The sequence below is a fragment of the Psychrobacillus sp. FSL H8-0510 genome, assembly GCF_038008345.1.
Lineage (GTDB): Bacteria > Bacillota > Bacilli > Bacillales_A > Planococcaceae > Psychrobacillus > Psychrobacillus psychrotolerans.
Genome location: NZ_JBBOYZ010000001.1, coordinates 2578763 through 2601893, shown reverse-complemented (window position 1 = coordinate 2601893; position 23131 = coordinate 2578763). Strand labels below are relative to the sequence as shown.

The 23131-nt window shown below is 36.3% G+C and carries 28 protein-coding genes and 1 riboswitch; of the genes, 19 read left to right on the top strand and 9 right to left on the bottom strand.

Going from position 1 to position 23131, the window contains the following annotated elements; translation table 11 throughout:
- The first annotated feature begins 329 nt into the window (after positions 1 to 329).
- The gene (locus tag MHI40_RS13135; protein ID WP_340763018.1) at positions 330 to 1748 is read left to right on the top strand and encodes an o-succinylbenzoate--CoA ligase; all 1419 of its coding nucleotides are present in this window, start codon (positions 330 to 332) and stop codon (positions 1746 to 1748) included.
- Between the two features lie 598 nt (positions 1749 to 2346).
- Here the strand turns inward: MHI40_RS13135 and MHI40_RS13130 are convergent.
- The 3 genes from MHI40_RS13130 to MHI40_RS13120 form a co-directional block, all read right to left on the bottom strand.
- The gene (locus MHI40_RS13130; protein ID WP_340763017.1) at positions 2347 to 3324 is read right to left on the bottom strand and encodes a metal ABC transporter solute-binding protein, Zn/Mn family; all 978 of its coding nucleotides are present in this window, start codon (positions 3322 to 3324) and stop codon (positions 2347 to 2349) included.
- Between the two features lie 100 nt (positions 3325 to 3424).
- A complete protein-coding gene (yidD, locus tag MHI40_RS13125) occupies positions 3425 to 3658 on the bottom strand; it encodes a membrane protein insertion efficiency factor YidD (RefSeq protein WP_093536783.1) in 234 nt (77 codons plus the stop codon).
- A gap of 3 nt (positions 3659 to 3661) precedes the next feature.
- The gene (locus tag MHI40_RS13120) at positions 3662 to 3784 is read right to left on the bottom strand and encodes a hypothetical protein (RefSeq protein WP_340763016.1); all 123 of its coding nucleotides are present in this window, start codon (positions 3782 to 3784) and stop codon (positions 3662 to 3664) included.
- Positions 3785 to 3886: 102 nt separating this feature from the next.
- On the opposite strand from MHI40_RS13120, the gene MHI40_RS13115 reads away from it, so the two are divergent.
- The 7 genes from MHI40_RS13115 to MHI40_RS13085 all read left to right on the top strand — a co-directional run bounded on the left by MHI40_RS13115 (position 3887) and on the right by MHI40_RS13085 (position 7084).
- Complete coding sequence (locus MHI40_RS13115; protein ID WP_093536784.1) at positions 3887 to 4351, top strand: Dps family protein; 465 nt, start codon at positions 3887 to 3889, stop codon at positions 4349 to 4351.
- A gap of 76 nt (positions 4352 to 4427) precedes the next feature.
- Positions 4428 to 4589, top strand: coding sequence for a YjfB family protein (locus tag MHI40_RS13110; protein ID WP_340763015.1), 162 nt, complete (start codon positions 4428 to 4430; stop codon positions 4587 to 4589).
- 225 nt (positions 4590 to 4814) lie between these two features.
- Positions 4815 to 5150: a hypothetical protein gene (locus tag MHI40_RS13105; RefSeq protein WP_093536786.1), complete on the top strand. Its 336-nt coding sequence runs from the start codon at positions 4815 to 4817 to the stop codon at positions 5148 to 5150.
- A complete protein-coding gene (locus tag MHI40_RS13100) occupies positions 5147 to 5305 on the top strand; it encodes a hypothetical protein (RefSeq protein WP_340763013.1) in 159 nt (52 codons plus the stop codon). The genes MHI40_RS13105 and MHI40_RS13100 overlap by 4 nt, the downstream gene beginning before the upstream one ends.
- Before the next feature lie 85 nt (positions 5306 to 5390).
- Complete coding sequence (locus tag MHI40_RS13095) at positions 5391 to 5864, top strand: NUDIX domain-containing protein (protein ID WP_093536787.1); 474 nt, start codon at positions 5391 to 5393, stop codon at positions 5862 to 5864.
- On the top strand, positions 5842 to 6642 hold the full coding sequence (locus MHI40_RS13090; RefSeq protein WP_340763012.1) for an alpha/beta hydrolase family protein: 801 nt from the start codon (positions 5842 to 5844) through the stop codon (positions 6640 to 6642). The genes MHI40_RS13095 and MHI40_RS13090 overlap by 23 nt, the downstream gene beginning before the upstream one ends.
- Complete coding sequence (locus MHI40_RS13085; RefSeq protein ID WP_245762670.1) at positions 6635 to 7084, top strand: hypothetical protein; 450 nt, start codon at positions 6635 to 6637, stop codon at positions 7082 to 7084. Before MHI40_RS13090 ends, MHI40_RS13085 begins: the two co-directional genes overlap by 8 nt.
- A gap of 132 nt (positions 7085 to 7216) precedes the next feature.
- On the opposite strand, the gene pckA is transcribed toward MHI40_RS13085, so the two are convergent.
- Entirely contained in the window at positions 7217 to 8803 is a 1587-nt protein-coding gene (gene pckA, locus MHI40_RS13080; RefSeq protein WP_340763011.1) for a phosphoenolpyruvate carboxykinase (ATP), read from the bottom strand.
- Between the two features lie 192 nt (positions 8804 to 8995).
- A riboswitch (SAM riboswitch) is annotated at positions 8996 to 9112 on the top strand.
- Positions 9113 to 9361: 249 nt separating this feature from the next.
- Here pckA and metK point away from each other — a divergent pair.
- Entirely contained in the window at positions 9362 to 10558 is a 1197-nt protein-coding gene (metK, locus tag MHI40_RS13075) for a methionine adenosyltransferase (protein WP_093536790.1), read from the top strand.
- Positions 10559 to 11407: 849 nt separating this feature from the next.
- Here the strand turns inward: metK and MHI40_RS13070 are convergent.
- On the bottom strand, positions 11408 to 11920 hold the full coding sequence (locus tag MHI40_RS13070) for a gamma carbonic anhydrase (protein ID WP_093536791.1): 513 nt from the start codon (positions 11918 to 11920) through the stop codon (positions 11408 to 11410).
- 108 nt (positions 11921 to 12028) lie between these two features.
- Between MHI40_RS13070 and MHI40_RS13065 the strand changes: the two genes are divergently transcribed.
- The 9 genes from MHI40_RS13065 (at position 12029) to MHI40_RS13025 (ending at position 18925) form a co-directional block, all read left to right on the top strand.
- Positions 12029 to 12820, top strand: a complete 792-nt coding sequence (locus MHI40_RS13065; RefSeq protein WP_093536792.1) for an alpha/beta hydrolase — start codon at positions 12029 to 12031, stop codon at positions 12818 to 12820.
- Between the two features lie 125 nt (positions 12821 to 12945).
- The gene (locus MHI40_RS13060) at positions 12946 to 13368 is read left to right on the top strand and encodes an SRPBCC family protein (RefSeq protein WP_340763010.1); all 423 of its coding nucleotides are present in this window, start codon (positions 12946 to 12948) and stop codon (positions 13366 to 13368) included.
- Positions 13368 to 13700, top strand: a complete 333-nt coding sequence (locus MHI40_RS13055; protein WP_340763008.1) for an ArsR/SmtB family transcription factor — start codon at positions 13368 to 13370, stop codon at positions 13698 to 13700. Before MHI40_RS13060 ends, MHI40_RS13055 begins: the two co-directional genes overlap by 1 nt.
- Positions 13701 to 13879: 179 nt before the next feature.
- On the top strand, positions 13880 to 14647 hold the full coding sequence (locus MHI40_RS13050) for a hypothetical protein (protein ID WP_340763007.1): 768 nt from the start codon (positions 13880 to 13882) through the stop codon (positions 14645 to 14647).
- A complete protein-coding gene (locus MHI40_RS13045) occupies positions 14644 to 15009 on the top strand; it encodes a GntR family transcriptional regulator (RefSeq protein ID WP_340763006.1) in 366 nt (121 codons plus the stop codon). The genes MHI40_RS13050 and MHI40_RS13045 overlap by 4 nt, the downstream gene beginning before the upstream one ends.
- A complete protein-coding gene (locus tag MHI40_RS13040; RefSeq protein ID WP_093536797.1) occupies positions 15006 to 15707 on the top strand; it encodes an ATP-binding cassette domain-containing protein in 702 nt (233 codons plus the stop codon). Before MHI40_RS13045 ends, MHI40_RS13040 begins: the two co-directional genes overlap by 4 nt.
- Position 15708: 1 nt before the next feature.
- Entirely contained in the window at positions 15709 to 16614 is a 906-nt protein-coding gene (locus MHI40_RS13035; RefSeq protein ID WP_340763004.1) for an ABC transporter ATP-binding protein, read from the top strand.
- Positions 16607 to 17542 carry an ABC transporter permease gene (locus tag MHI40_RS13030; protein ID WP_093536799.1) on the top strand — a complete coding sequence of 312 codons (936 nt, stop codon included), beginning with the start codon at positions 16607 to 16609 and terminating at the stop codon, positions 17540 to 17542. The genes MHI40_RS13035 and MHI40_RS13030 overlap by 8 nt, the downstream gene beginning before the upstream one ends.
- Positions 17543 to 17602: 60 nt before the next feature.
- A complete protein-coding gene (locus MHI40_RS13025; protein WP_340763003.1) occupies positions 17603 to 18925 on the top strand; it encodes an NAD-dependent malic enzyme in 1323 nt (440 codons plus the stop codon).
- Between the two features lie 16 nt (positions 18926 to 18941).
- On the opposite strand, the gene MHI40_RS13020 is transcribed toward MHI40_RS13025, so the two are convergent.
- A complete protein-coding gene (locus tag MHI40_RS13020) occupies positions 18942 to 19403 on the bottom strand; it encodes an isoprenylcysteine carboxyl methyltransferase family protein (RefSeq protein WP_445678340.1) in 462 nt (153 codons plus the stop codon).
- Positions 19404 to 19485: 82 nt separating this feature from the next.
- On the bottom strand, positions 19486 to 20568 hold the full coding sequence (locus MHI40_RS13015) for a type III polyketide synthase (protein ID WP_340763001.1): 1083 nt from the start codon (positions 20566 to 20568) through the stop codon (positions 19486 to 19488).
- Positions 20569 to 20987: 419 nt separating this feature from the next.
- Here MHI40_RS13015 and MHI40_RS13010 point away from each other — a divergent pair, with 419 nt between their 5' ends.
- Positions 20988 to 21455, top strand: a complete 468-nt coding sequence (locus tag MHI40_RS13010) for a hypothetical protein (RefSeq protein WP_340762999.1) — start codon at positions 20988 to 20990, stop codon at positions 21453 to 21455.
- 57 nt (positions 21456 to 21512) lie between these two features.
- On the opposite strand, the gene MHI40_RS13005 is transcribed toward MHI40_RS13010, so the two are convergent.
- The gene (locus tag MHI40_RS13005) at positions 21513 to 22085 is read right to left on the bottom strand and encodes a class I SAM-dependent methyltransferase (RefSeq protein ID WP_093536804.1); all 573 of its coding nucleotides are present in this window, start codon (positions 22083 to 22085) and stop codon (positions 21513 to 21515) included.
- Complete coding sequence (locus MHI40_RS13000) at positions 22082 to 23041, bottom strand: TIGR01212 family radical SAM protein (protein ID WP_340762998.1); 960 nt, start codon at positions 23039 to 23041, stop codon at positions 22082 to 22084. Before MHI40_RS13000 ends, MHI40_RS13005 begins: the two co-directional genes overlap by 4 nt.
- Positions 23042 to 23131: the final 90 nt, after the last annotated feature.

The following is a 23131-nucleotide window of genomic DNA, read 5'->3' as shown; positions in this document are numbered from 1 at the left end:
CTTAGATGATAAGAGTTGTCCAAGTGAAGAGAATGGATAAAATCGTTCGCTTGCTAAGGAATACTATTTTATTAGGAAAGATGAAAATGGATTTTCTTTGATTGGAGCGCAGAGCGGCGACTCCAGTGGGAATAGTATGAGCTGAAGACCCTGGACTGAGCGAAAGCGAGGGAAGCGGCTGAAGCCGTGCCCACGGAAAGCGTCCGCTCGGAGCGGAAATCAACACATATCTATGTTTTGTTTTTAAAATACCGGGCTTCTTTTTGCCTGGTTTTTTTACATAGAATATCGAGGTATATTAAGTATTAGTTTAAAGAAAGGAGTTTAACATGTTTCCTAATTTACTATTAAAACGTGCCTATTTGACTCCAGAACGCACTGCTTTACGGTTTGGGGAAGAGGCATGGACATTTCAACAACTTTATAACGAAGCCAATGAATTTGCAGAGAAATTACACGCTAAAGGAATTCAGCCCGGTATGAGGATTGCTATTTTATCAAGCTCCAATGCAGAGCTAGTAATTGCCATACATGGTTGTCTTCAACTTGGTTGTGAATTAGTTATGTTAAACGAACGTTTAAAGGAAGTAGAGCTAAACTATCAGCTTCATGATAGTAAGCCAAATATTTTACTTGTAGATAACTATGAAAGAGAAATATATTATAACCAAAGATTTTCTTTTCATGATATTCATAACAACAAAAGAAAAGTATATGCTATGGAAAGAGATTGGCCAAAAAGTCGTACTATTTCTATTATGTATACTTCTGGAACTACGGGAAGTCCTAAAGGAGTACGGCAATCATTAGAAAATCATGTGATGAACGCAACTGGTTCCGCACTACATCTAGGTATTCATCCCGATGATTGCTGGCTATGTGTAGTACCCTTGTTTCATATAAGTGGATTTTCTATTCTAATGCGTTCTGTATTATATGGAATGACTGTTAGCCTTCATACTAAATTTGATCCAGAAAAAGTAGTTGCTGAAATATTAGAAGGTGCTGCCACAAGAATGTCATTAGTAGCGGTGATGCTTCAACGCATCGTATCCGTTTTAGAAAATAGAAATCAGTATTTCCCTGATTCGTTTCAATCGATTTTAGTTGGTGGCGGTCCTGTTCCTTTGTCTTATTTAGAGAGGGCAATCGAACGGAATATACCAGTATTACAAACGTATGGCATGACAGAAACAGCTTCTCAGACCACTACCTTATCAAGTGAGGATGCTATCCGTAAGCTTGGATCTTCTGGGAAACCTCTTTTCTTTGCAGATGTTCGGATAGATGGGGAAGAAAAAATGGGAGAAATATGTATTAAAGGGCCACATGTGACGAAAGGATATATTGGAGCAGCCGAGTCTAAGAAACCATTATTGAATGGTTGGTTACATACTGGAGATATAGGTTATTTAGATGAGGAAGGTTATTTGTTTGTTGTAGATCGTCGCTCAGATCTAATCATTTCGGGCGGGGAGAATATTTATCCTGCAGAGTTAGAGCAAGCATTAGTTAAACACCCAGCAGTTGTTGAAGCAGGAGTTACAGGTCGACAAGATGATAAATGGGGACAAATTCCAATAGCTTTTGTTGTAGTAAAAGAATTAGTTTCTATTGAAGAGTTAGCGGCTTTCATGAAGACACAGATTGCCTCTTATAAATTGCCAAAAGAATATTACTTTATAGAAGAATTACCTCGTAACGGGGCAAATAAGTTAGTGAGAAGAGAGTTATTAAATTTGATATGAATAGCTTTAAAAGATAAGAAAGTATAAACTATCAATGAATGAATAATGCTACTAATTTCCGTTTCTGGTGGACGCTTTCCGCGGGCGAGGTGCCAGCTTTCACTACAATCTATTTAATGTGTGGTACTTAATAATAGGATATTGCAGAGCATATCACTTTCTGCTAAATGAAGGGGTACTATTCTGTCAGGACGAAGAAAATAAATTACCTTTTATACTAGTAGAAATAATAGAAGTAGTAAGTGGTTGCCCCATAATGAAGTGAAATAGGGAACGAAATTGTATCTTCGGCCCCGCACGATGCGGTTCAGGCAGTCGTTGCTACACGATGTCGCGTACTTAGACTGTCATCATCTCTGCTCTATCAATAGGAAATTATCTAATCTCTAATTATCCAAAAGTGCACTTACCTGTTTCTGAGAGTTGAAGAGGTCTATGGATAAGACAATTGCCATAAGATTATCCCTAAAAAGTTAATTCGGTAATCATTATAGTAATATCTGTCCATAGTCCTTTGAAAACGATAGGGACAGGTTTGAACGTAAAGAGTTAGCCGTCTTTTCCCGATTTTTATTATGAATTTTGAAGCTTTACAATTTTATTTCAAAACCGTTCTTAATGTCTCGAGGTTTTTATTCATCAATGTAAAATAAGTTTCTTTGTTTTGGATATCTTCTTTCGATAGCACACCTAAATTATGCAAAACCAAGCTTTCTGCACCAATTTCTTTTTGAATCACTTCAGTCAATTTAGAAGATACATTTTGCTCAAATAAAATATATTCAATATTTTTTTCTTCTGCCAAATCGATTAATTTAGTCAGTTCTTTTTGAGAAGGTTCATCTTGTGAATTTAGTCCAGCTACTGCCAGTTGTTCTAACCCGTATGTGTTAGCAATATAACCAAATGCTGAGTGAGAAACAAAAAATGTTTTGTTAGGTGCATTATGCGCCATTTCTTCAAAGTCTGCATCTAGTTGTTGAAGATCACTAACTAATTCATCATAATTTTTTTCAAAAGTCTCTTGTTGGCCAGGTGAGATCTCTACTAAAGAGTCTTTAATAGAAAGCGCAAGACTTTGACTGATTTTAGGTGACATCCAAACATGCGGATCGATATCCCCGTGATCATGTCCCTCATGGCTGTGATCTTCTGATGATTCACTTTCGTGTTCATGATCGTGAGAATCCGTTGAAGTCGCTTCTTCCTCTAATTGCTCGTCTGAAATTGCATCCACAGTGGCTATCATATTCACTTCTTCATCTGCCAATGTCTTTTTAGCATTTTCTACAAAACCCTCTAAGCCAAGTCCTATGTAAAAAAACAAATCAGCATCTGCAAGTGCCATCATATCTTTTTGTGTAGGCTCAAAAGTATGTTCATTTGCGCCAGCAGGGTAGATAGAAGAGACATGTACAGATTCTCCACCGATACGTTCAGCAAAGTATTGTAATGGGTACACGGTTGTATATATTTGAACTTTCTCATCCGTATTTTGAGCTTTCTCTTCACTTTTTCCACAAGCTGCAAGGAATAATACAAGACAAAGACTACTCCATATTAAAATTCGTTTCAATAAATTCACTCCCTAAATAGTAATGATTACGTTTTGAAAAATGATAACTTCATTAGATTACAGGACTTTCGGAAAAAATGCAAGAAAAAATAGCCTTTGTTTATTTTTTCTTCAAAGGCCATTCATCAGGAACGGGATCAATGCCACCTTCATGAAAAGGATGGCACTTCGATATTCTCTTTACAGTTAAAATACTCCCTTTAATTGCTCCGTGTTTTTGAAGTGCTTCAACTCCATAATGAGAGCAGGTTGGATAAAAGCGACAACTAGGTGGAGACAGTGGGGAAATAAACTTTTGATAAAAACGAAAAATAGATATTATAATATGCTTCATGTATTAATCAGCATCCCTTGGTTGAGGATCAATTTTCGATGGTTTCTCATTCATAGCTAATTTGTACAAAAAGGTAAAGCCGAAAATACTTAATATTATTGCTGCACCTAATATCCAAAATACCATTTTTATTCACTCCAATTAAACTTATCGTTATGTTTATTGTATGAGAGTTAGAGGTATATTAAAAGAGAAAGCAACTATTATTAAAGGGAGAGTGACAATTTTATGTCAGCAGCATTAAACAAAGAACTAAACAAACAAGTAGCAACATGGTCAGTTATGTACACTAAATTACATAATTTTCATTGGTATGTAAAGGGTCCGTCATTTTTTACTTTACATGCTAAATTTGAAGAATTATATAACGAAGCTACACTTAATATGGATGAAATTGCTGAACGTTTATTAACACTTGGTGGTAAACCTACAGCAACTTTAAAAGAACATTTGGAGCTTTCAGAAGTAAAAGAAGCTTCGAGTAAAGAGTCGGCTGACGATATGGTACAAACGGTTGTAGATGATTTTGATAAAATTATGAAATCTCTTAAAAAAGGGATGGAAGAAGCAGCCAAAGATGAAGATGATATGACAGAAGATGTATTAAATGCAATTTACCAAAAAACTGAAAAACATCAGTGGATGTTAAATGCATTTTTAGGAGATACTAACGCTAACACTGCTAAAAAATAATATACATTTAATAATAATTTGAATTTACCGATATAAAGCTTGTTAGGGAGGGATTTCTTTGGATATAAACTCCATAATGTCATCTAACTTACTACAATTGCAACAGACCGTGCAAATGAGTGTTTTGCGAAATGCTATGAACATGGAAACTGTAGCAGCAATAGGAATGTTGGAAGGCATGTCTCAATCAGCTGCAACACATCCTCATAAAGGAACCGTTGTAGATATTCAAGCTTAATAAGAAAAGCGAAAGCGCCTATGTTAGCCTCGAAAAGTGTTGGAGGAATGACATTAAAGGCGTTTTTTGCCTTTACCTGACATTCTGAAACGACTCGAGGGGCTAGGCGCTGTAGCCTAGACAGATGATGATTAAAAAGTATATCCTCAAGCTTAAAAAACATGTGCCCTAGTGGTGCATGTTTTTTTGCTTTTTGCACAAACTTCTATAAAAGGATGTGTGAAAATGACCTTATACAAAGTGTATATCTCCGTTAAAAGTCAGCAAGTATATGCTTATCCTGAAGAATCTCAGTGGGAATACGAAGTAACAGCTACCAGAAATGAAATAAAAGTATTTGAAAAACTTTTCTATCAGCTGAAGTCAGTGCAAAGCAGAAACTTTCTACGGGCTCATGAACCACAATTGGTAAAGCCATATCATGTGGATGGGGAAAATGACCAATATGATAGAAGGCTCAAGAAAGTGTATGCATGGATTCATGAATTCTCTTCAGATGACTCTAAACGATTTATCGAACAGCTACCTTATTTTCAAAGAAGAAAGGAGATTCAATTATGAGTAAAAATTTAAATAGAAAAGGTAATGAAAATCCAGTAACTTATCGAAATGTTAGTTCCTTACTCAACCTATCCCCTCAAGACAAATCCAAGCAGAATATTGCACAAAATAGAGAAGAAGGAAATGAAGATTATAAAATGGGACCCCCAAAATAATAGTTACTTTTAGACTTAGCTCTCCATGGGCTAAGTTTTTTATATACATATGCTAAAATTGAAAGAAAACAAAGGGAGTCAGGATATGATTTCTTTCCAAGATTTAAATGGCTATGATGTATTGTTATCTTTTGAGCAAGGTAGCTTTGCAATCCCATCTGAACATGTACTAGTCGTAGCAAAATATAAAGGCAAATGGTTGGTGACGAAGCATCCTAAAAGGGGTTTAGAGTTTCCAGGTGGTAAGTTAGAGCAGGGAGAGACTTTAGTTGAAGCAGCAATTAGAGAAACAAAAGAAGAAACAAATGTGGATATAGTGGAGTTAGCATGGCTTGCAGAATATATGGTAATAGATAATATCCCTTTTTGTAAAACTGTTTATGTAGCGGAAGTTGGGTATATTAATAAAGAGAAGACAAACTTTGAAACAGAAGGAGCCTTTTGGTTATCTTCAGAAGAACTTACACAAAGTAATTATTTGAGCTTCCATATGAAAGATGATGGAATGAAAGCCATTTTAAAGAAGGTGAAAGAAATTGAAAGCAAATGGAACGATTGAAAAAGTTCGAGTTTATCCATCGCCCAATCCTCATATTGTATTAAGAGAAATTACATATTGGTCCTGTGGACTACGTGTCAAAGGGATGCTAGCGTCACCAAAAGAAGTAGGAGACTATGAAGGTATTTTATATTGTCGTGGTGGTATGCAAAGTATTGGTATGGTTCGACCCGCCCGAATCGCACAAATTGCTTCTGAAGGTTTTATCGTATTTGCGCCATATTATCGTGGCAATCGTGGTGGTGAAGGAAAAGATGAATTCGCTGGAGAAGATCGTTGGGATGCTATCTACGGAGTAGATATACTTAAGCAATATTGCCTTGCAGAACGGATTCACCTATTTGCATTTTCTCGTGGTGGAATCATGGCATTATGGATTGCTATTCTACGTAATGATATTACCTCTTTAGTTACGTGGGCGGGTGTGTCCGATATATATCTAACATATGAAGAAAGATTAGATATGAGAAAGATGATGAAACGAGTCATTGGTGGTACTCCTAGCAAATACCCAGTGGGATACGAAGAGCGAGATGTATTACCTCTTATAAAGGAAATGAAGACATCCACGCTTATAATTCACGGTGAACAAGATAAAAATGTCTCTTTTGAGCATGCAAAGGTTTTAGAGCATGCATTAGTAGGGAATAGTATACCAGTTGAAACCTGGTACTATCCAGAATTCACACATTTTTTTCCGAGCAAAATAAATAGACGTGTAGTAAAAGATGCATGTCATTGGATGAAAAATATCAGAGAGGGGTTTTATAGTGGGTAATGTTGTAGTAACAACTGAGGCAATGAGTGTAGAGGGGAAATCTTCGTTTCCCATAGATACGAGTTTTTGGGAGGATTTGTGGGATCAATATACAAACGAGTTCCAAGAAGTAGTGATCCATTGTTGGTTGGAAGAACTAGAAGTGTTAGAAGAGTTAAACTCTCGAGCTGTTTCCGTTCAGACAGAAGGATTGATGAAAGTGATTACTATTAATCTAACGGATGAAAATAGACTCTATTTTAGAAATTATTCTGTTGATCCAAAAGGTGGTTTAAAGTGGTATACAATGTTCTTTCAAGAAGATGGGGTTGAACAGATGGAAATAGGTCATTATGGTTCTGAAATTATTCTATATAAAGTTAATGAAGAGGAAGCCGAAAAGTTTGTAGAAATATTTCCTAAAATAACGGATAGTGAATATCATGAGACTAATGGTGACTAGAATAATGCTAATTTGACTTAATCATCCTTTGCAATAAAATATACTTATTATTCTTTTTAGCAAATAAAAGCACAAATATAAAAAAAGAGTCCAAATTCATTCGAATTTGGACTCTTTTTGATGTTTACTCTATTAAGCTAATGGTCCGCCTTTAAAGGAAATGTCTTCAGAAACTGTACCAAACTTTTTAAAGTTTTCACGGAATGACTGAGCTAGCTCAGCAGCTTTTTGGTCATATGCTGCTTTGTCTGCCCATGCATTACGAGGGATAAGTACTTCAGAAGGTACTCCTTCTACTTCTGTAGGAATAGCTAAACCAAATACTGCATCTGTTGCTGTTTGGGTATTGTTTAGTTTGCCATCAATTGCAGCACGAACCATTGTACGTGTGTATGAAAGCTTCATACGGTTACCTACGCCGTATTCTCCGCCAGTCCAACCAGTGTTTACTAAGAATACTTGTGCACCGTGCTCGTCAATCTTCTTGCCTAGCATTTCTGCATACACTGTTGCATGTAATGGTAGGAAGGGCGAACCGAAGCAAGTCGAGAATACCGGTTGTGGCGATGTAACTCCACGTTCAGTACCAGCAAGTTTAGAAGTAAAGCCACTTAAGAAATGGTACATTGCTTGTTCTTTCGTTAGTTTACTAATCGGAGGCAATACGCCAAAAGCGTCCGCAGTTAAGAAAATAATTGTATTTGGGTGACCTGCTACTGAAGGGTCTACAATATTATCGATATATTGAATTGGGTATGCAGCACGTGTATTTTCGGTTAATGAGTTATCTGCATAGTTAGCTACGCGAGTTTCTGCATCTACTACTACGTTTTCTAGGACCGTGCCGAATGAGATCGCGTCCCAAATTTGTGGTTCGTTTTCACGAGTTAGGTCGATACATTTTGCGTAACAGCCACCTTCGATATTGAACACACCGTTATCCGACCAACCGTGCTCATCGTCTCCGATTAATTTGCGACCAGCATCTGCTGAAAGGGTAGTTTTCCCTGTTCCTGATAATCCGAAGAATAATGTAACGTCTCCATCATCCCCAACGTTTGCAGAGCAGTGCATTGGTAAAATGTCCTGTTCTGGTAGTAAGTAGTTCATAATAGAGAAAATAGATTTCTTCATCTCGCCAGCATACTCAGTTCCACCGATTAGAACTGTGCGTTTTTCCATAGATACGATGATAAAAGTCTCTGAGTGAGTACCGTCTACCGCTGGATCTGCTTTAAAGTTAGGAGCAGATAGAATAGTGAAATCAGTCGTATGAGTAGCAAGTTCTTCTTGTGTTGGTCGTATGAATAGCTGATGAGCGAAAAGGTTATGCCAAGCGTATTCGTTAATAATTTGAATACCTAAACGTGATTCTTTGTCTGCTCCTGCATATCCTTTAAACTCGAATATTTCATCTTGTTTGTTTAAGAAGTTAATCATTTTTTTATATAATGCTTCGAAAATGTCAGAAGAAATTGGTTGGTTTACTGAGCCCCAATCGATTTTGTCTTTAGAAATAGCTTCATCTACTATATACTTATCTTGGGGAGAACGGCCAGTATATTTTCCTGTTTCAGCTTTAACTGCACCAGTAGAAGTTAGTACTGCTTCTCCTCTTGTTGTAGCTTTTTCCACAAGTTGTGGCACTGACAATTGGCTGCTAACGTTATTTCCTGCTAACAATGCTTTCAGTTCACTCACTGTTTCGATTGAATTCATTTTGAATATACCATCCTTTTTTTATATTTCCTCTTCAAAAGAGGAAGTTTTCTAGATATGTGAATTAGTATAACACATTAGCTTCATTAGTCTATACTATTCACTTTTAATTTTTTCTTTTGTGTATAAAATACAAACAAAAATAGTTGACATCTTATACATACTTACGTATGATGATAAATTGAACGGATACTCTTATCCCGAGCTGGTGGAGGGGTCAGGCCCTATGAAACCCGGCAACCTGTAGTATTTTCATTATTACAAAGGTGCCAAACCTGAGACAAGGTGAAATTCCTTGATTGATAAGAGTGAAAGGTGCTTATGATACTAATACCTTTCCTCATGTATATTTACGTGAGTGAGAGGTTTTTTTATTGAACATCGCCCTTTATCCTTGTGTGCCAAGTCCGAAACGGCTTCAAGTTAACTTCAATGCATTTAACTTACATGTACTATTATGTGAAGAAAATGCATGAAACATTTTGAATGGCTTGACATGGGAATGAGTACCGTATCAATTCTTGAGAGAAATCTCGCGGGATATAGGAGGAACAATCTATGACACAACGTCGATTATTTACGTCAGAATCAGTGACAGAGGGACATCCAGATAAAATTTGTGATCAAATCTCTGATGCAATTCTAGATGCAATTCTAGCAGAAGACCCAAATGCTCGTGTAGCTTGTGAAACGAGTGTAACAACAGGGTTAGTATTAGTTGCTGGAGAAATTACTACATCTACTTATGTAGATATTCCAAAAGTAGTTCGTTCTACTATTAAAGAAATTGGTTATACACGTGCGAAGTATGGTTTTGACTCAGAAACTTCTGCTGTGCTAACTTCTATTGATGAACAATCACCTGACATTGCGCAGGGTGTAGATCAAGCGTTAGAAGCAAGAGAAGGATCTATGAGCGATTCTGATATAGATGCAATTGGAGCAGGAGACCAAGGCTTAATGTTTGGTTATGCTTGTAATGAAACTCCAGAGCTTATGCCGTTACCAATTAGTTTAGCGCATAAACTAGCTCACCGATTGGCACAAGTCCGTAAAGATGAAACTTTAGATTATCTTCGTCCAGATGGGAAAACACAAGTAACTGTAGAGTATGATGAGAACAATAATCCGGTTCATATCGATACAATAGTTATATCTACTCAACACCATCCGGAAATTACGTTAGAACAAATTCAAAAAGATATTAAAGAAGTAGTGATCAATCCGATTGTTCCTACAAATTTAATAGATGAAAATACAAAATACTTTATCAATCCAACTGGACGCTTTGTAATTGGTGGACCACAAGGAGATGCTGGTTTAACAGGACGTAAAATTATCGTAGATACTTACGGTGGATACGCTCGTCATGGTGGGGGAGCATTCTCTGGTAAAGATCCAACAAAAGTAGACCGTTCTGCTGCATACGCTGCACGCTATGTTGCTAAAAATATTGTTGCCGCTGGTCTTGCTGATCGTTGTGAAGTACAACTTGCTTATGCAATTGGTGTAGCTAAACCTGTTTCCATTGCTGTAGAAACTTTTGGTACTGGAAAAGTAGAAGAAGTGAAATTAGTTTCATATATTCGTGAACTATTCGACCTTCGTCCAGCAGGAATTATTAAAATGCTAGATCTACGCCGTCCAATATACAAACAAACTGCTGCTTATGGTCACTTTGGTCGTACAGATATTGATGTGCCATGGGAAAAAACAGATAAAGCTGCACAATTAAAACAAATGGCTGGATTATAATAGTATGAACAAAAAAGGCTAGGTACATGCCCAGTTCATTAAGTTCAAAACCCGTTTCTATCGTTTTTGAATGGCTTTGAACAGATGTTTTGCTATATTATTACCGATTGAATTTTTAGGTGTGCTGGTTGGTTGTGACGGAAGTCACAACCAACCAGCACACCTTTTTTCGGTAATCTTATGGCGTTTGTCTGTCCGTCGCCCTTCTATAACTCTAAGAAACAGGTTAGTGCATTTTTGGCTAACTAGAGATAAAATTCTTTCCTACTGAAAAGAGGAAGCTCACGAAGATGCAATTTCGTTCGCTATTTCGCTTCTTTATTTAGTAAAAACTCGCTATTTTCATTTATTTCCACTGTTACAAAATCTACTATCTTCATCCTTCATGACAGGATAGAATCCTTCATTCAACAGACTGTTTTATCACTATATTAACTTTGTACTACTCTTATCATGTAAGCGATAGGCTGTGTTGTTTCTTGTTGAGTAACTACTTGCTTAATAGATTGGAGTGCAAGGTGGCGACTCGGGTGGGATGAGTGAGACAGATGAGATATCACAACGACGCGTAGCGGCGGTGATAGCTCATCGCTCACCCCACCGAACGCGTCCACCTGAAACGCAAATCAGTAGTACTATTCATTCTTTCACCCAAAAACACAGTGTCCACAGTAAAATTTTATATACGCTTATCTTTCAAAAAAGGCTTTCCTATAAGGGAAAGCCTTTTTTCATGGGGAATATAATAAGAATCGATCAATGGGTGCTGATAATCGATCGATTGAGTCATAAAATCGATCGATGAAAGTTATTAATCGATCAATCAAGACAAATAATCACTAACAAATGTTATTTTTGAAGGGATTTATAGTATTGTCCTTTTTCTACATATTCTCGGATAATTCTTTGGACATCGGCCTTATCTTCATCGTTTAGCTCACGAACGACTTTTGCAGGGCTTCCTAGTGCCAAAGAATTGGGAGGTATCTTCTTGCCAGGAGGTACTAGACTACCTGCTCCGATGAATGCACCTTCTCCAATTTCAGCTCCATCTAAAATAATGGATCCCATCCCTATTAATGCACCTTTACGTATTGTGCAACTATGTAAAGTGACTTGATGTCCAATAGTTACTTCATCTTCTATGATGAGTGGATTATTTGGACTTTGATGCAGACAACTTAAATCTTGTATACTAACTTTACTTCCAATAATAGTAGGAGCAACATCCCCTCTAATTACCGTATTAAACCAAATTGTAGTCTCTGGACCGATTGTCACATCACCTGTTATTGTGACATAATCAGCTATAAAAGCAGAGTCGTCTATAATTGGTGTTTTCCCTTTATATGGATAAATCATTTAACATACGCTCCTTTTGAAAATAGATTATAATTAATGGTAACAGAGATACAGTTTGAATGAAAATAAATACCGTGGAAATGCAAGGAAGAAAAGAGGTTTGTTTATATGTGGAAATGGGAAACAGAAGGAAAGCCTAAAGCCGTAATAGTTATTGTTCATAGTGCATATGAACATCATAGAAGATATGCTTGGTTAATCGAAAAGTTGAGAAGCTCCAATTATCATATCGTTATGGGTGACTTGCCCGGTCATGGAGAATTAAAAAAATCAAAAAATATTCATGACGAATCCTTCGAACTATATAAGAACTACATAAAACAAGCGATGCAAGTGGCAGTTACATACGACCTACCTATATTTTTAATGGGGCATGGCCTTGGAGCAACCTTACTTATTAAAGTTTTACGAAAACTAGATATTGAATATGCGGGAGTAATATTGACATCTCCATGGCTCCAACTTCAAAAACTCCCATCCAAATGGACCAATACACTAGCCAAGTTGTCCATACCGCAGAAAATCAATCATGATATTCAATTAAATGAGTTAACGAGAAATTATGAGGTAATTCAACAATTTGTATCTGATCCTACTTATAGTACCTTTATTTCAACAGAATGGTACAAGGAGCTTCAAACACTCCTAAAAACAGTAAATCAATCGGAAATCTCTATTCCAAATAAACCAATTCTCGTTATGACTGGTGAACGAGATAAGATTACCGAGACAAATGCTGTAGCAAGATGGTTGAAGAGGCAGGAACTTTCTGAATATCAATATAAAGAATGGAAAAATTGTTTTCACGACCTCTATCACGAACCAGAGCGAGAAGAAATCTTTACTTACTCTCAGTCATTTATTAATAATGTGTTAACGGATATAGGCTATATTGTTTAAAACTAAAACTCTCTTCTACTAAATTGTAGAGGGGAGTTTTGTGCGGATTGACATAACACCTTTTGGTTCTATATAATATGACACCTAAGGGTTTCGCATTTATGTAGTAAAGGAGAAATTTAAAAGTGAAAAAAAATTTACCTGATATAACGCAAACAGTTTTAGTAGAAGCGCCAATTCAAAAAGTATGGAACTATGTCTCCACTGCGGAAGGAATTTCAGCTTGGTTTATGTCCAATGATTTTCAAGCTCGAGTTGGATTTGAATTTACTATCCAATCACCATTTGGCCCATCTCCTTGTAAGGTAGTTGAAATAGACGAACCACATAAACTTTCTTTTCAATGGGATACAGATGGTTGGTTTATAACTTTTCTTTTGAAAGAAATTGGTTCTCAAACTGAATTCACATTGATTCATGGTGGATGGAAGGAAGCAGACTCTATTGTACCGAAAGCTAAAAAGTCGAATGCTGATGTTCGTGATACAATGGCGCAAGGTTGGAATGGAATTGTACAAAATAAATTTAAACAAGTAGTTGAATCTTAATGAGTGAATCGCTCAAAAAAGTAGATGTTTTTCAAGCTATTGCTGATCCAACGAGGAGAGACGTCCTTCGACTATTAGCAAGTAAAGAGAGATCCATTGCTGAAATTACTTCTAATTATGATATGAGCAGAACAGCAATTGTTAAACATCTAAAAGTTCTAACGGAAGCCGGTCTAGTCACAGGTCAAAAGTTAGGCAGAGAAAAAGTGTATCATTTAAAGCTGGAGCCATTGACGGAAGTGAAGCAGTGGTTGGACTACTATGAACAATTCTGGCATAACAAACTTTCTAAATTAAAGTTCTTAGTTGAAAATGAAGACGAAGATAAATAACAGAAAAAACAACCCCGTCAATTATACTGACGGGGTTTCATTGTATATAAGCAACATACTTTTTGTGCTCTTTCTGATAATTTAATTAAAACACTTGAAAATAAGAATATTCCATTATATAGTATTAGTGTACTATATAACTAATACACTAATATACTGTTAATAAAGGAGTTGGAAAATTGAAGGGATTATTATTAAAGGAATTGGCTCTGTACAAGTCGTGGCTACTTGGTTCAGCTGTAATGAGTTTGGGTGTTGTTTTCATTCTTCCAATATTATTGGAGAAATATCTAGCATCTGTTCCAAGCGTACAGGAAATTAGAATGGGATTAATGTTTATAATGCTTGGTTTTAGTATTGTAAATCTCCTAGTCCAGTTTAATAACTCGCTAAATACGGACAATGGAAAAAAAGATACGTGGTTACATAATCCAAATTCAATGCACACGTTGATTGGTGCGAAAATTTTGTTTAGCCTAGGAATATATTTTATTGGAAATATATTCATTACGACAGCTGGCATCTATTTCTTGTCCGATATGATAATTGGTAGCTTTGCTCAGATGCTTTATCTTCAAATTTTATTGCTAGTTGTATTGCTAATAGCGGGTATTATTTTAACTATTATTTGGCTATTATTTTGGACATTGTATGTAGAAGGTAAATACTGGATTGGTAAATTTTCTGTAATTCTGTCTTTAGTGGTTTTCTTGTTAGTTGTTATTTTTTTACCAAAAGTACTTAGTTTTCTTTCTATTGATAAGTTATTAATGCAAGGTGAAGTATCTTTAAAATTTTTAGGTACTTACTTACCAGAGTCTGCTACAAGTGATTTTACCCTGGATATAGGTTCAATTTATATAGTAGAAGAAATTTTTATGTGGATTATCTTTATTCTGTTATTTTGGTTCATTTGTAAATGGTTGGAGAAGGTGGTAACGAGATGACACAGAATTTCACTCGTGACAAACCTATTTATAGCCAACTCGTAGATATAATCTGTGGGGATATTTTAAAAGGAAATTTACAGCCTGGTGACAAAATGCTATCTGTTCGAGAATACTCATTGGAGGTTGGTGTTAATGTCAACACTGTACAACGTGTATATAAGGAGCTTGAGATGATGGGGCTAACAGATACTAAGCGCGGTCAAGGTACCTTCATTACAACAGAGGAAGGGCGAATTCAGCATTTGCGAGAGGATATGAAAGTTGAATTGGTCACTCAATTTATTCAGTCTATTGCAGCGTTTGGTTTTTCAAAAGAAGAAATCATTCAAATTTTGCAAAGAAAGGAAGAGAGTAAATGATTCAACTTCAACATGTCTCGTATAACTACCAAAGACAGGAAGTACTAAAGGATATATCACTTTCTTTTCCAATCGGGCAGATAATAGGTATAGCTGGGGAGAATGGCAGTGGGAAATCTACTCTACTGAAAATAATTGCTGGTATACAAAGACCAAGAAAAGGAACTATTTCTCTTTACGATGAGTCCTTATCTAGGAGACATGCAGCTGACATAGCATATTTACCTGATATGGATTTGTTTTATAGCTTTTATACAACTAAGGAGCTTTTCACATTCTATGCATCTCAGTTTTCGGATTTTTCTATTCATAAGGCATTAGAAGTAGCCAATTTTTTAGAAGTAGATGTAGATGTGAAATTGAAAAAGCTGTCAAAAGGAAATCGTGGTAGGGCAAAAATGGCAGCCACACTTGGTAGAAATACTGCCTACTACGTAATGGATGAACCATTTTCTGGGTTGGATCCAATTGTACGGGAATCATTGATAAAGGGACTCATTCGCTATACAAATATGGAGGAGCAATCCATCATTTTATCAACGCATGAATTACATGAAGTCGAGCCTATACTCGATCAACTAATCGTCTTAAAGCAAGGAAAAGTAATTGCCCAGGATGATTTAGAAACAATCCGTTTTGAAACCAATCAGGATGCAGTGAGCTGGATGAAATATGTAACGAAAGAGAAGGTGAATTGAAGTGTCAAAACCAATTGTTGAATTAAAAAATGTTACGAAGATTATTAAAGGAAAAACACTTATTGATAATCTGTCACTAGAGTTATTTCCAGGACAAATTACTGGGTTTTTAGGACCGAATGGGGCTGGTAAAACAACAACTGTTCGTTTAATGACAGGTCTTATGCGTCTAACTAGTGGAACAATTACAATTGAGGGTGCATCTATAGCAGATGATTACGAAAAGGCAATTTCGAATGTAGGGGTAATTGTAGAAAATCCGGAAATGTACAAATATATGTCGGGATACAAGAACCTAATTCATTTCTCTCGAATGCACAAAGATGTCTCAAAAGAACGAATTGATGAAGTAGTTAAACAAGTAGGTTTAACAAAGCGTATTAATGAGAAAGTATCGACGTATTCATTGGGGATGCGGCAGCGATTAGGATTAGCCCAAGCACTACTGCATGATCCTAAATTCTTAATACTAGACGAGCCAACAAACGGTTTAGATCCTGCAGGAATTCGAGAGTTCCGGACGTATCTTCGAAAAATAGCCGTGGAAAATAACGTTTCTATATTTGTCTCTAGTCATCTTTTATCAGAAATAGAGTTAATGTGTGATAGGGTTGCTGTTATTCAAAATGGTAAGCTGATAGATGAACGGATGATTCAAAGCGATGAAAAGGCACGTATGAAGCTTAAGGCTGAGCCATTCGAACTGGTAGAAAACTATCTAAGTTCAAATGACTATGTATTTACAACGCAAGAAGGGGTATTTTTACTTGAGTTAAAAGAGGATAAGGTACCTGATCTTATCAATGAATTAGTTGCACAACAGGTTCAAATATTTGCTGTTTCAGCCGTGCATGAAACACTTGAAGAGCAGTTTCTTCAAATGACAGGAGGCGGTCAAATTGTTTAATTTGATACAGAATGAATGGATGAAGTTATGGCATAAAAAAGGCACATGGGCAATTTTAGTTATTTTACTATTAGTTATTATCGGTGTTGGTGTGTTAGATAAGGTATTTATGGAAGAAGTGAATGACTCAGATTGGAAACAGGAACAACAAGCTATGATTACAGACGCTAATACACAGCTTCAAACTCCAGATTTAGATGAATGGTCCATTCAAATGTATGAGGAACAAAAAGAAATGGCGCAGTATCGCTTAGACAACAACGCAGCACCTCAAGTGAACCAAAGTATGGAGGGGAATATGGCATTTGGGGCATCTATAATGGTGCTAATAACATTATTGACTGTGATTCCAGGCGCGTCGATTGTATCGCAGGAATTTACAGATGGTACGATTAAGATGCTTTTAACAAGACCGGTTAGTCGTTTTAAAGTATTAACATCTAAACTAATAACGATATTCTTATTTGGATTTACTTTAATATTAGTGACAATTGTTCTTACAACTGTAATTGGATTTATCTTATTTGGAACAGCTACTGGGGTTGATTTGACTATTGTTGATGGGGTAGTGCAACAGACAAATACGATGAAAGATATATTCTTAACGTACGTGTATTCTCTAGGGGATTTCACTATGTCTATCCTTTTTGCATTCTTTATCGGAACGGTATTTAGTTCACCTTCTATTGCAATAGCTTTGTCTATGTTATTTTTAATGATGGGACCTATGATTATTATGCTTTTGCAAAAGTATATACCAGTGGAATATATCTGGTTAACACATTCAGACTTAACACAACATCTGAGAAAAGAATTTTTTATAGAAGAAACTACTCTCTTTATGTCACTAGCTGTCCTTGGAGTTTACGCAATAATATTTATAGCATTAAGCTTCATGACATTTATTAAAAGAGATGTCAAGGCATAGGTATGTTATTTATGTTATAATTTGTTGGTTGAAAAAGAGAATAGAGTTAGGAGATTTAACATGCAAAGCCAACATATTATTCGTAACATTATTGTAGAAACACCTTCAAAACCTGGTAATTTTGCTAAAGTCGCAACTGCAATCGGTCTGGCAGAGGGAGATATCGGGGACATTACTACTCTTAAAAGTGGTGCGTTAACAACTATTCGAGATATTACTATTACTTGTAAATCAAAAACCCAATTAGATCAAGTGATTTCCAATATAGAATCGATTGATAACGGCGTGAAAATTCATGCTGTAACTGATGATGTACTAAAGGCGCATGAAGGCGGTAAAATTGCGATGAAGAGCAGACTAGATGTTCGTTCTCTACGCGATCTTCAACGTATTTACACACCGGGTGTTGCATCGGTTTGTATGGAGATTTTACACAATCCAGAAAAAGCGAACTATTTTACTTCCATTGGTAGCTCTGTTGCTATTGTAACGGATGGAACTGCTATTTTAGGTCTAGGGAATATAGGACCTGTTGCAGGGATGCCAGTTATGGAAGGAAAAGCGGTACTGTTAGACCAATTTGTTGGACTAAGTGGAATACCAATATTATTAAATACTAGCGATCCAGATGAGATTGTGGAAACAGTCAAACATATTCACAAAGGTTTTGGAGCAATTTTACTGGAGGATATTGGCTCTCCACATTGCTTCGAGATTGAAGAAAGATTAAAAGCAGAACTATCCATACCGGTTATGCATGATGACCAACATGGTACAGCCGTAGTAGCACTTGCTGCAATATTGTCTGCTTGTAAAGCTACTAACGTGGATATTAAACATGCAAAAATCGGACAAATTGGACTTGGTGCCGCAGGCTTAGCAATTTGTCGTATGTTAATGGCATATGGAGTAGAGGAAGTTTACGGTTTAGATAGACAAGAAGCTGCACAAGAGCGTTTAACTAATTACGGCGGAAAAACTTCAGAATCATTAGAAGCGATAATGGAAAAATGTGATATTATTGTTGCTACAACTGGAGTTTCTGGCCTTATTAAAGCTGAGATGGTTCGAGAAGGGCAAATAATACTAGCATTATCAAACCCAAATCCAGAGATTTTACCATCTGATGCAATTGCGGCAGGAGCAGCATTTGCTGCGGACGGACGCTCGGTAAATAATGTTATCGGATTCCCAGGTATCTTCAAGGGAGCTTTAGATGCTGGCGCAAAAGAGATTACTTATCCAATGTTAATCGCTGCGTCATTAGCAATTGTTAAGCATACTAAACCAGGTGAACTGATTCCAAACCCGTTGGATCCAACATTGCATCATTTAGTTGCCAGAGCAGTAGAAGAAGCTGCCAATAAAGAAATGACTAAATAAGAAAAGAAGATTTCGGCTATGATGCCGAAATCTTCTTTTTAAATTTGTCTTCATAGTTAGTGACTTCCCGCAAAGCTTTTTCTTCTGTAGGAATCCGGACAGAGAGCATCGCCAGATTTAAAAGGGTAAAAGCTATAGCCGTAAAATATGCTTGGAACATGAGTGGCAATAAAACAATCTCCACACAAACAACTACATAGTTTGGATGTCGCATGAATGTATAAGGACCACTTTTAACAACATTTGCATCTGGTAAGATGATTATTTTTGTATTCCAAAAAGATCCTAAAGAGGTCAAACACCATACACGGAGCAATTGAACAAATATAAAGAGTAGCAGAAATACTGGGAACAAAGGAGAAAGACCTCGTTCAAATACTAAAACTTCTGCTATCAAACTTATAAAAAAACAAACATGCATTGCAACCATAAATGGATAATGAGATGCTCCCACTTCATAAGCCCCTTGTGCAAGCATTCTTTTTTCATTGCGTTTTGCAACAGCCACTTCAATAAGTCTCTGAATAATCACTAGTGAGATAAGGATGAAGAATAACAAACTAATCCCTCCAATTTAATAAAATAGCTTCCCCACAAAAACCAGGTCCTAATGCTACTAGTAAACCTAATTCATCATTTGAGCGTTGTTTCTTCATAAACTGCTCTAGCACATAAAGAACCGTAGGAGACGACATATTCCCATGCTTCTTTAATACATCACGTGAAATATTCGTATGTTCTTCTGTTAATTGTAATGTTTGCTCATATGCTTGTAATACTTTTTTTCCACCTGGATGGGCCACAAAGTTCGCTAGTTGCTCCTTCTTAATATGTTGCTCACTTAAAAATTCATCTATAAAGGGTCCTAACCATGTAGAAATGATAGAAGGGATACTTTTAGAAAATACAACATGCAATCCATTATTTTTGATATCCCAACCCATTACATCTTCAGAATCTGGCATCCATTTAGAAGCAGTTGCGGTAATATGAGGAACTGATTTTGTTGTTGCCAGCTTTGCCTCATCTCCACAAACTAATGCACAAGCGGCTCCATCTGCAAACAGCGAAGCTCCAATTAGGTTACTCTTTGAAAAGTCATTTGGTTGAAAGGTTAAACTACAAAGTTCTATGCAAACTACTAATACTTTTGAGGTGGGATGCGCCTTACAATAATCGAATGCTCTACTTATCCCTGAGGCACCACCGGCACAGCCTAATCCCCATAGTGGAATCCGTTTCATACGATCTGAAAAGGGAAGATGATTCATGACTCTGGCATCGATACTCGGGGTAGATATACCAGTACTACTAACAAAAAATATGGCATCAATTTCACTAGGATGCAAGGGAGTTTCTAAAAACTCATTACTATTTAAACAACGCTGTATTACTTCCACACTATATTGTGTGGCTAACTCAATATACAAATTATTACGTTCTTCAAAGCTATGTTCACTTTGGTGCCATTCTAAGGGCACGCAAAAATGGCGAGTTTGAATATCTCCATTTTCAAACACCTTTAATAGTCTGTTCAATTGGGGTATCTTATCATGAAATAGTTCTTTTGTTAGATTCTCTATGTTTGATTGTTCCAAGGAATATGGAGGGTTATATGTACTAATCGAAGCAATTTTCGGCATGAAGTGTCTCCTTTAAATTTATTCTCATTAAGCTTTAGGGACTTCACAAGCTATGTCATATTACATTTTCTTTTCTTAATAACTTGCCCTTGTTACTTCTATATATGCAACTATGTGCTATAGAGGGTCGCTAAAGAAAAGTATATTTTGAATCGCTTGGAAAGGATTATGTAAGCTCTCATATTATTAATATCATTATGTTTCCCTAAATATTCTAATAATAAACTGTAATATCTTATGTAGGAACAAGATTAGGATTTAGTTTTACATATAGTTTTTTTAAAAAGGATTATTACATGGGAAAAAAGAATATATATTCATAAGGGGTAGTATGCGGTTCATCTGGCATCTCTTTTAGCAGTTGGGAAGAAAAGGGCATAGCTTAAAATCAGCATTTTTGAAAACGGAGGGCATGATACATGTTAGAAAAAGAATTGCTCGATGAAAAAGACAATCGTAAGTATTTTGTATATATGACAAATCGAAGTCCACATTTTCCAATGTTCGAGGAGCAGTTAAAGAATATAGAGAATCGGATGTACGAAGAAATTGATATGGGTTACACAAATCTTTGGGTGATGAAACGTATCGGTATTTTAAAAGAACAAAAATGGACTTACTTTCCTGAAAATGACTTAGAAGTAATTGAAAACCCCGGGCATAATCAAGAAGAAAAGCATAATTATTATACATTTTTATTTTTAAAGATGGATGCAGATTCACCGTTTATTCTTTATTCTTCATTTGAAAAACTAATTAGTTTTAGCACACTCGAGGAAGCTGTGGAAAATGCTACTGAACTATTGAATAAGAAAAATTCTTACTATCCAAACCGTGTATTTTATGTGTTGTGTGGAAAATTACTCAAAAACTATACATGGCACTAATGATAAAAAGAGCTCATTTCATAACTGAATTTGAGCTCTTTTTATGGTTGTATTAGTCTATATAGACTTTTTCATCTTTTCAATTGCAATGATAAATGGTGGATTGTTTTGTTGGTTTAAGAATTGATAGCTTAATACATGAGCAAATGATTGAGGTAATTGTTGAACATAGCTCAGTAAAGCCTCTTTTTCTTCTTTACCTCCGGGGTGACCGTGATAAACGACTAGTACGATCATTCCACCAACTTTGAGAAGTTGAAGTAACGATTCAATTGCCTGTAATGTAGAATTACCCGTAGTAATAATTTCATGGTCACTTCCAGGTAAATAACCTAGATTGAATATGGCTGCTGAAACTTCTTGCTGGATATAAAGGTGTAGGTTTTCATGCCCATCTTGAATTAATGTCGCTAGCTCTAATTTATTTGCTTCTTCTAATCTGTCGCTAGTTGCTTGAATAGCTTCGGCCTGGACATCAAAAGCATAAACATGTCCATTTTCACCAACAAGCTCGGTTAAAAACAAGGTGTCGTGTCCATTCCCTGCAGTTGCATCTACTACAGTATCTCCTGGTTCAACCGTAGACATGAGCAATTGTTTCGCAAAAGGTAGTACTCTTTTTAGTTTCATTTTACTACACCACTTTTTTCATAATGTTTTCCTTGATAACTTTCTCGTGAAGCAAGTTCCGCATCTATCCCGTTTAATACATCCCATTTATTTACACTCCACATTGGTCCAATCATTAAGTCAATGGGACCATCTCCAGTTATACGCTGTACGACCATCTCAGGAGGCAAAACTTCTAGCTGATCAGCTACTAGCTGAATATAGGGGTCACGCTCCATGAACTCTAACATTCCTTTTTCATACTGTTTAACCATTGGTGTTCCTTTTAACAGATGAAGTAAATGTATTTTTATCCCTTGAACATCGAGTTTGGCAACTTCTCTAGCGGTTTCCATCATCATGTCTCGGTTTTCTAAGGGTAGCCCGTTTATAATATGCGTACATATAGAAATTCCATGTTTTCTTAATTTATTGACTCCTTCTATATAAGTAGGGAAGTCGTGGGCACGGTTTACTAAATTAGCAGTTCGCTCGTGAACTGTCTGTAGTCCAAGCTCTATCCATAAAAATGTTCGTTTGTTGAGCTCAGCTAGGTATTCAACTACATCATCGGGTAGACAATCAGGTCTTGTCGCAATAGAAATCCCTATCACACCTTCTAAGGCCAATGCAGCTTCAAATTTTTCTTTTAAAACAGGGAGGGGGGCATGTGTATTCGTATAAGCTTGGAAATAAGCTATATATTTTCCGTTTTTCCATTTCTCATGCATGTTTGTTTTAATCTTTTCGAATTGCACTGGTATAGAATCTACTTTATCGCCAGCGAAATCTCCACTACCTGCGACACTACAAAAAGTACAGCCGCCAAAAGCGACAGTACCATCTCTATTTGGACAATCAAACCCCGCATCTAAAGCTATTTTGAAAATCTTCATGCCAAATCTATCTCTTAAATGTCGATTCCATGTATAATATCGTTTCCCATCTGAAGGGAATGGAAAGTTATTTTCATTCATATTCTTCACTCCTTAACAGGATTATTTTAACATGACTTTGAGAAGTTTGTTCTAATCTTCTTGAAGTGCTATTTGAAAAGGAATACAATA

What these genes read in the sequence shown, in the direction of transcription:
- metK (WP_093536790.1), top strand. Translation starts at nt 9,362, where the DNA reads ATGACACAACGTCGATTATTTACGTCAGAATCAGTGACAGAGGGACAT.
- MHI40_RS13015 (WP_340763001.1), bottom strand. Translation starts at nt 20,568, where the DNA reads ATGCCGAAAATTGCTTCGATTAGTACATATAACCCTCCATATTCCTTG.
- MHI40_RS13010 (WP_340762999.1), top strand. Translation starts at nt 20,988, where the DNA reads ATGTTAGAAAAAGAATTGCTCGATGAAAAAGACAATCGTAAGTATTTT.
- MHI40_RS13040 (WP_093536797.1), top strand. Translation starts at nt 15,006, where the DNA reads ATGATTCAACTTCAACATGTCTCGTATAACTACCAAAGACAGGAAGTA.
- MHI40_RS13055 (WP_340763008.1), top strand. Translation starts at nt 13,368, where the DNA reads ATGAGTGAATCGCTCAAAAAAGTAGATGTTTTTCAAGCTATTGCTGAT.
- yidD (WP_093536783.1), bottom strand. Translation starts at nt 3,658, where the DNA reads ATGAAGCATATTATAATATCTATTTTTCGTTTTTATCAAAAGTTTATT.
- pckA (WP_340763011.1), bottom strand. Translation starts at nt 8,803, where the DNA reads ATGAATTCAATCGAAACAGTGAGTGAACTGAAAGCATTGTTAGCAGGA.
- MHI40_RS13065 (WP_093536792.1), top strand. Translation starts at nt 12,029, where the DNA reads ATGTGGAAATGGGAAACAGAAGGAAAGCCTAAAGCCGTAATAGTTATT.
- MHI40_RS13120 (WP_340763016.1), bottom strand. Translation starts at nt 3,784, where the DNA reads ATGGTATTTTGGATATTAGGTGCAGCAATAATATTAAGTATTTTCGGC.
- MHI40_RS13135 (WP_340763018.1), top strand. Translation starts at nt 330, where the DNA reads ATGTTTCCTAATTTACTATTAAAACGTGCCTATTTGACTCCAGAACGC.
- MHI40_RS13025 (WP_340763003.1), top strand. Translation starts at nt 17,603, where the DNA reads ATGCAAAGCCAACATATTATTCGTAACATTATTGTAGAAACACCTTCA.
- MHI40_RS13095 (WP_093536787.1), top strand. Translation starts at nt 5,391, where the DNA reads ATGATTTCTTTCCAAGATTTAAATGGCTATGATGTATTGTTATCTTTT.
- MHI40_RS13000 (WP_340762998.1), bottom strand. Translation starts at nt 23,041, where the DNA reads ATGAATGAAAATAACTTTCCATTCCCTTCAGATGGGAAACGATATTAT.
- MHI40_RS13110 (WP_340763015.1), top strand. Translation starts at nt 4,428, where the DNA reads ATGTCATCTAACTTACTACAATTGCAACAGACCGTGCAAATGAGTGTT.
- MHI40_RS13115 (WP_093536784.1), top strand. Translation starts at nt 3,887, where the DNA reads ATGTCAGCAGCATTAAACAAAGAACTAAACAAACAAGTAGCAACATGG.
- MHI40_RS13105 (WP_093536786.1), top strand. Translation starts at nt 4,815, where the DNA reads ATGACCTTATACAAAGTGTATATCTCCGTTAAAAGTCAGCAAGTATAT.
- MHI40_RS13020 (WP_445678340.1), bottom strand. Translation starts at nt 19,403, where the DNA reads ATGCTTGCACAAGGGGCTTATGAAGTGGGAGCATCTCATTATCCATTT.
- MHI40_RS13005 (WP_093536804.1), bottom strand. Translation starts at nt 22,085, where the DNA reads ATGAAACTAAAAAGAGTACTACCTTTTGCGAAACAATTGCTCATGTCT.
- MHI40_RS13045 (WP_340763006.1), top strand. Translation starts at nt 14,644, where the DNA reads ATGACACAGAATTTCACTCGTGACAAACCTATTTATAGCCAACTCGTA.
- MHI40_RS13070 (WP_093536791.1), bottom strand. Translation starts at nt 11,920, where the DNA reads ATGATTTATCCATATAAAGGGAAAACACCAATTATAGACGACTCTGCT.
- MHI40_RS13100 (WP_340763013.1), top strand. Translation starts at nt 5,147, where the DNA reads ATGAGTAAAAATTTAAATAGAAAAGGTAATGAAAATCCAGTAACTTAT.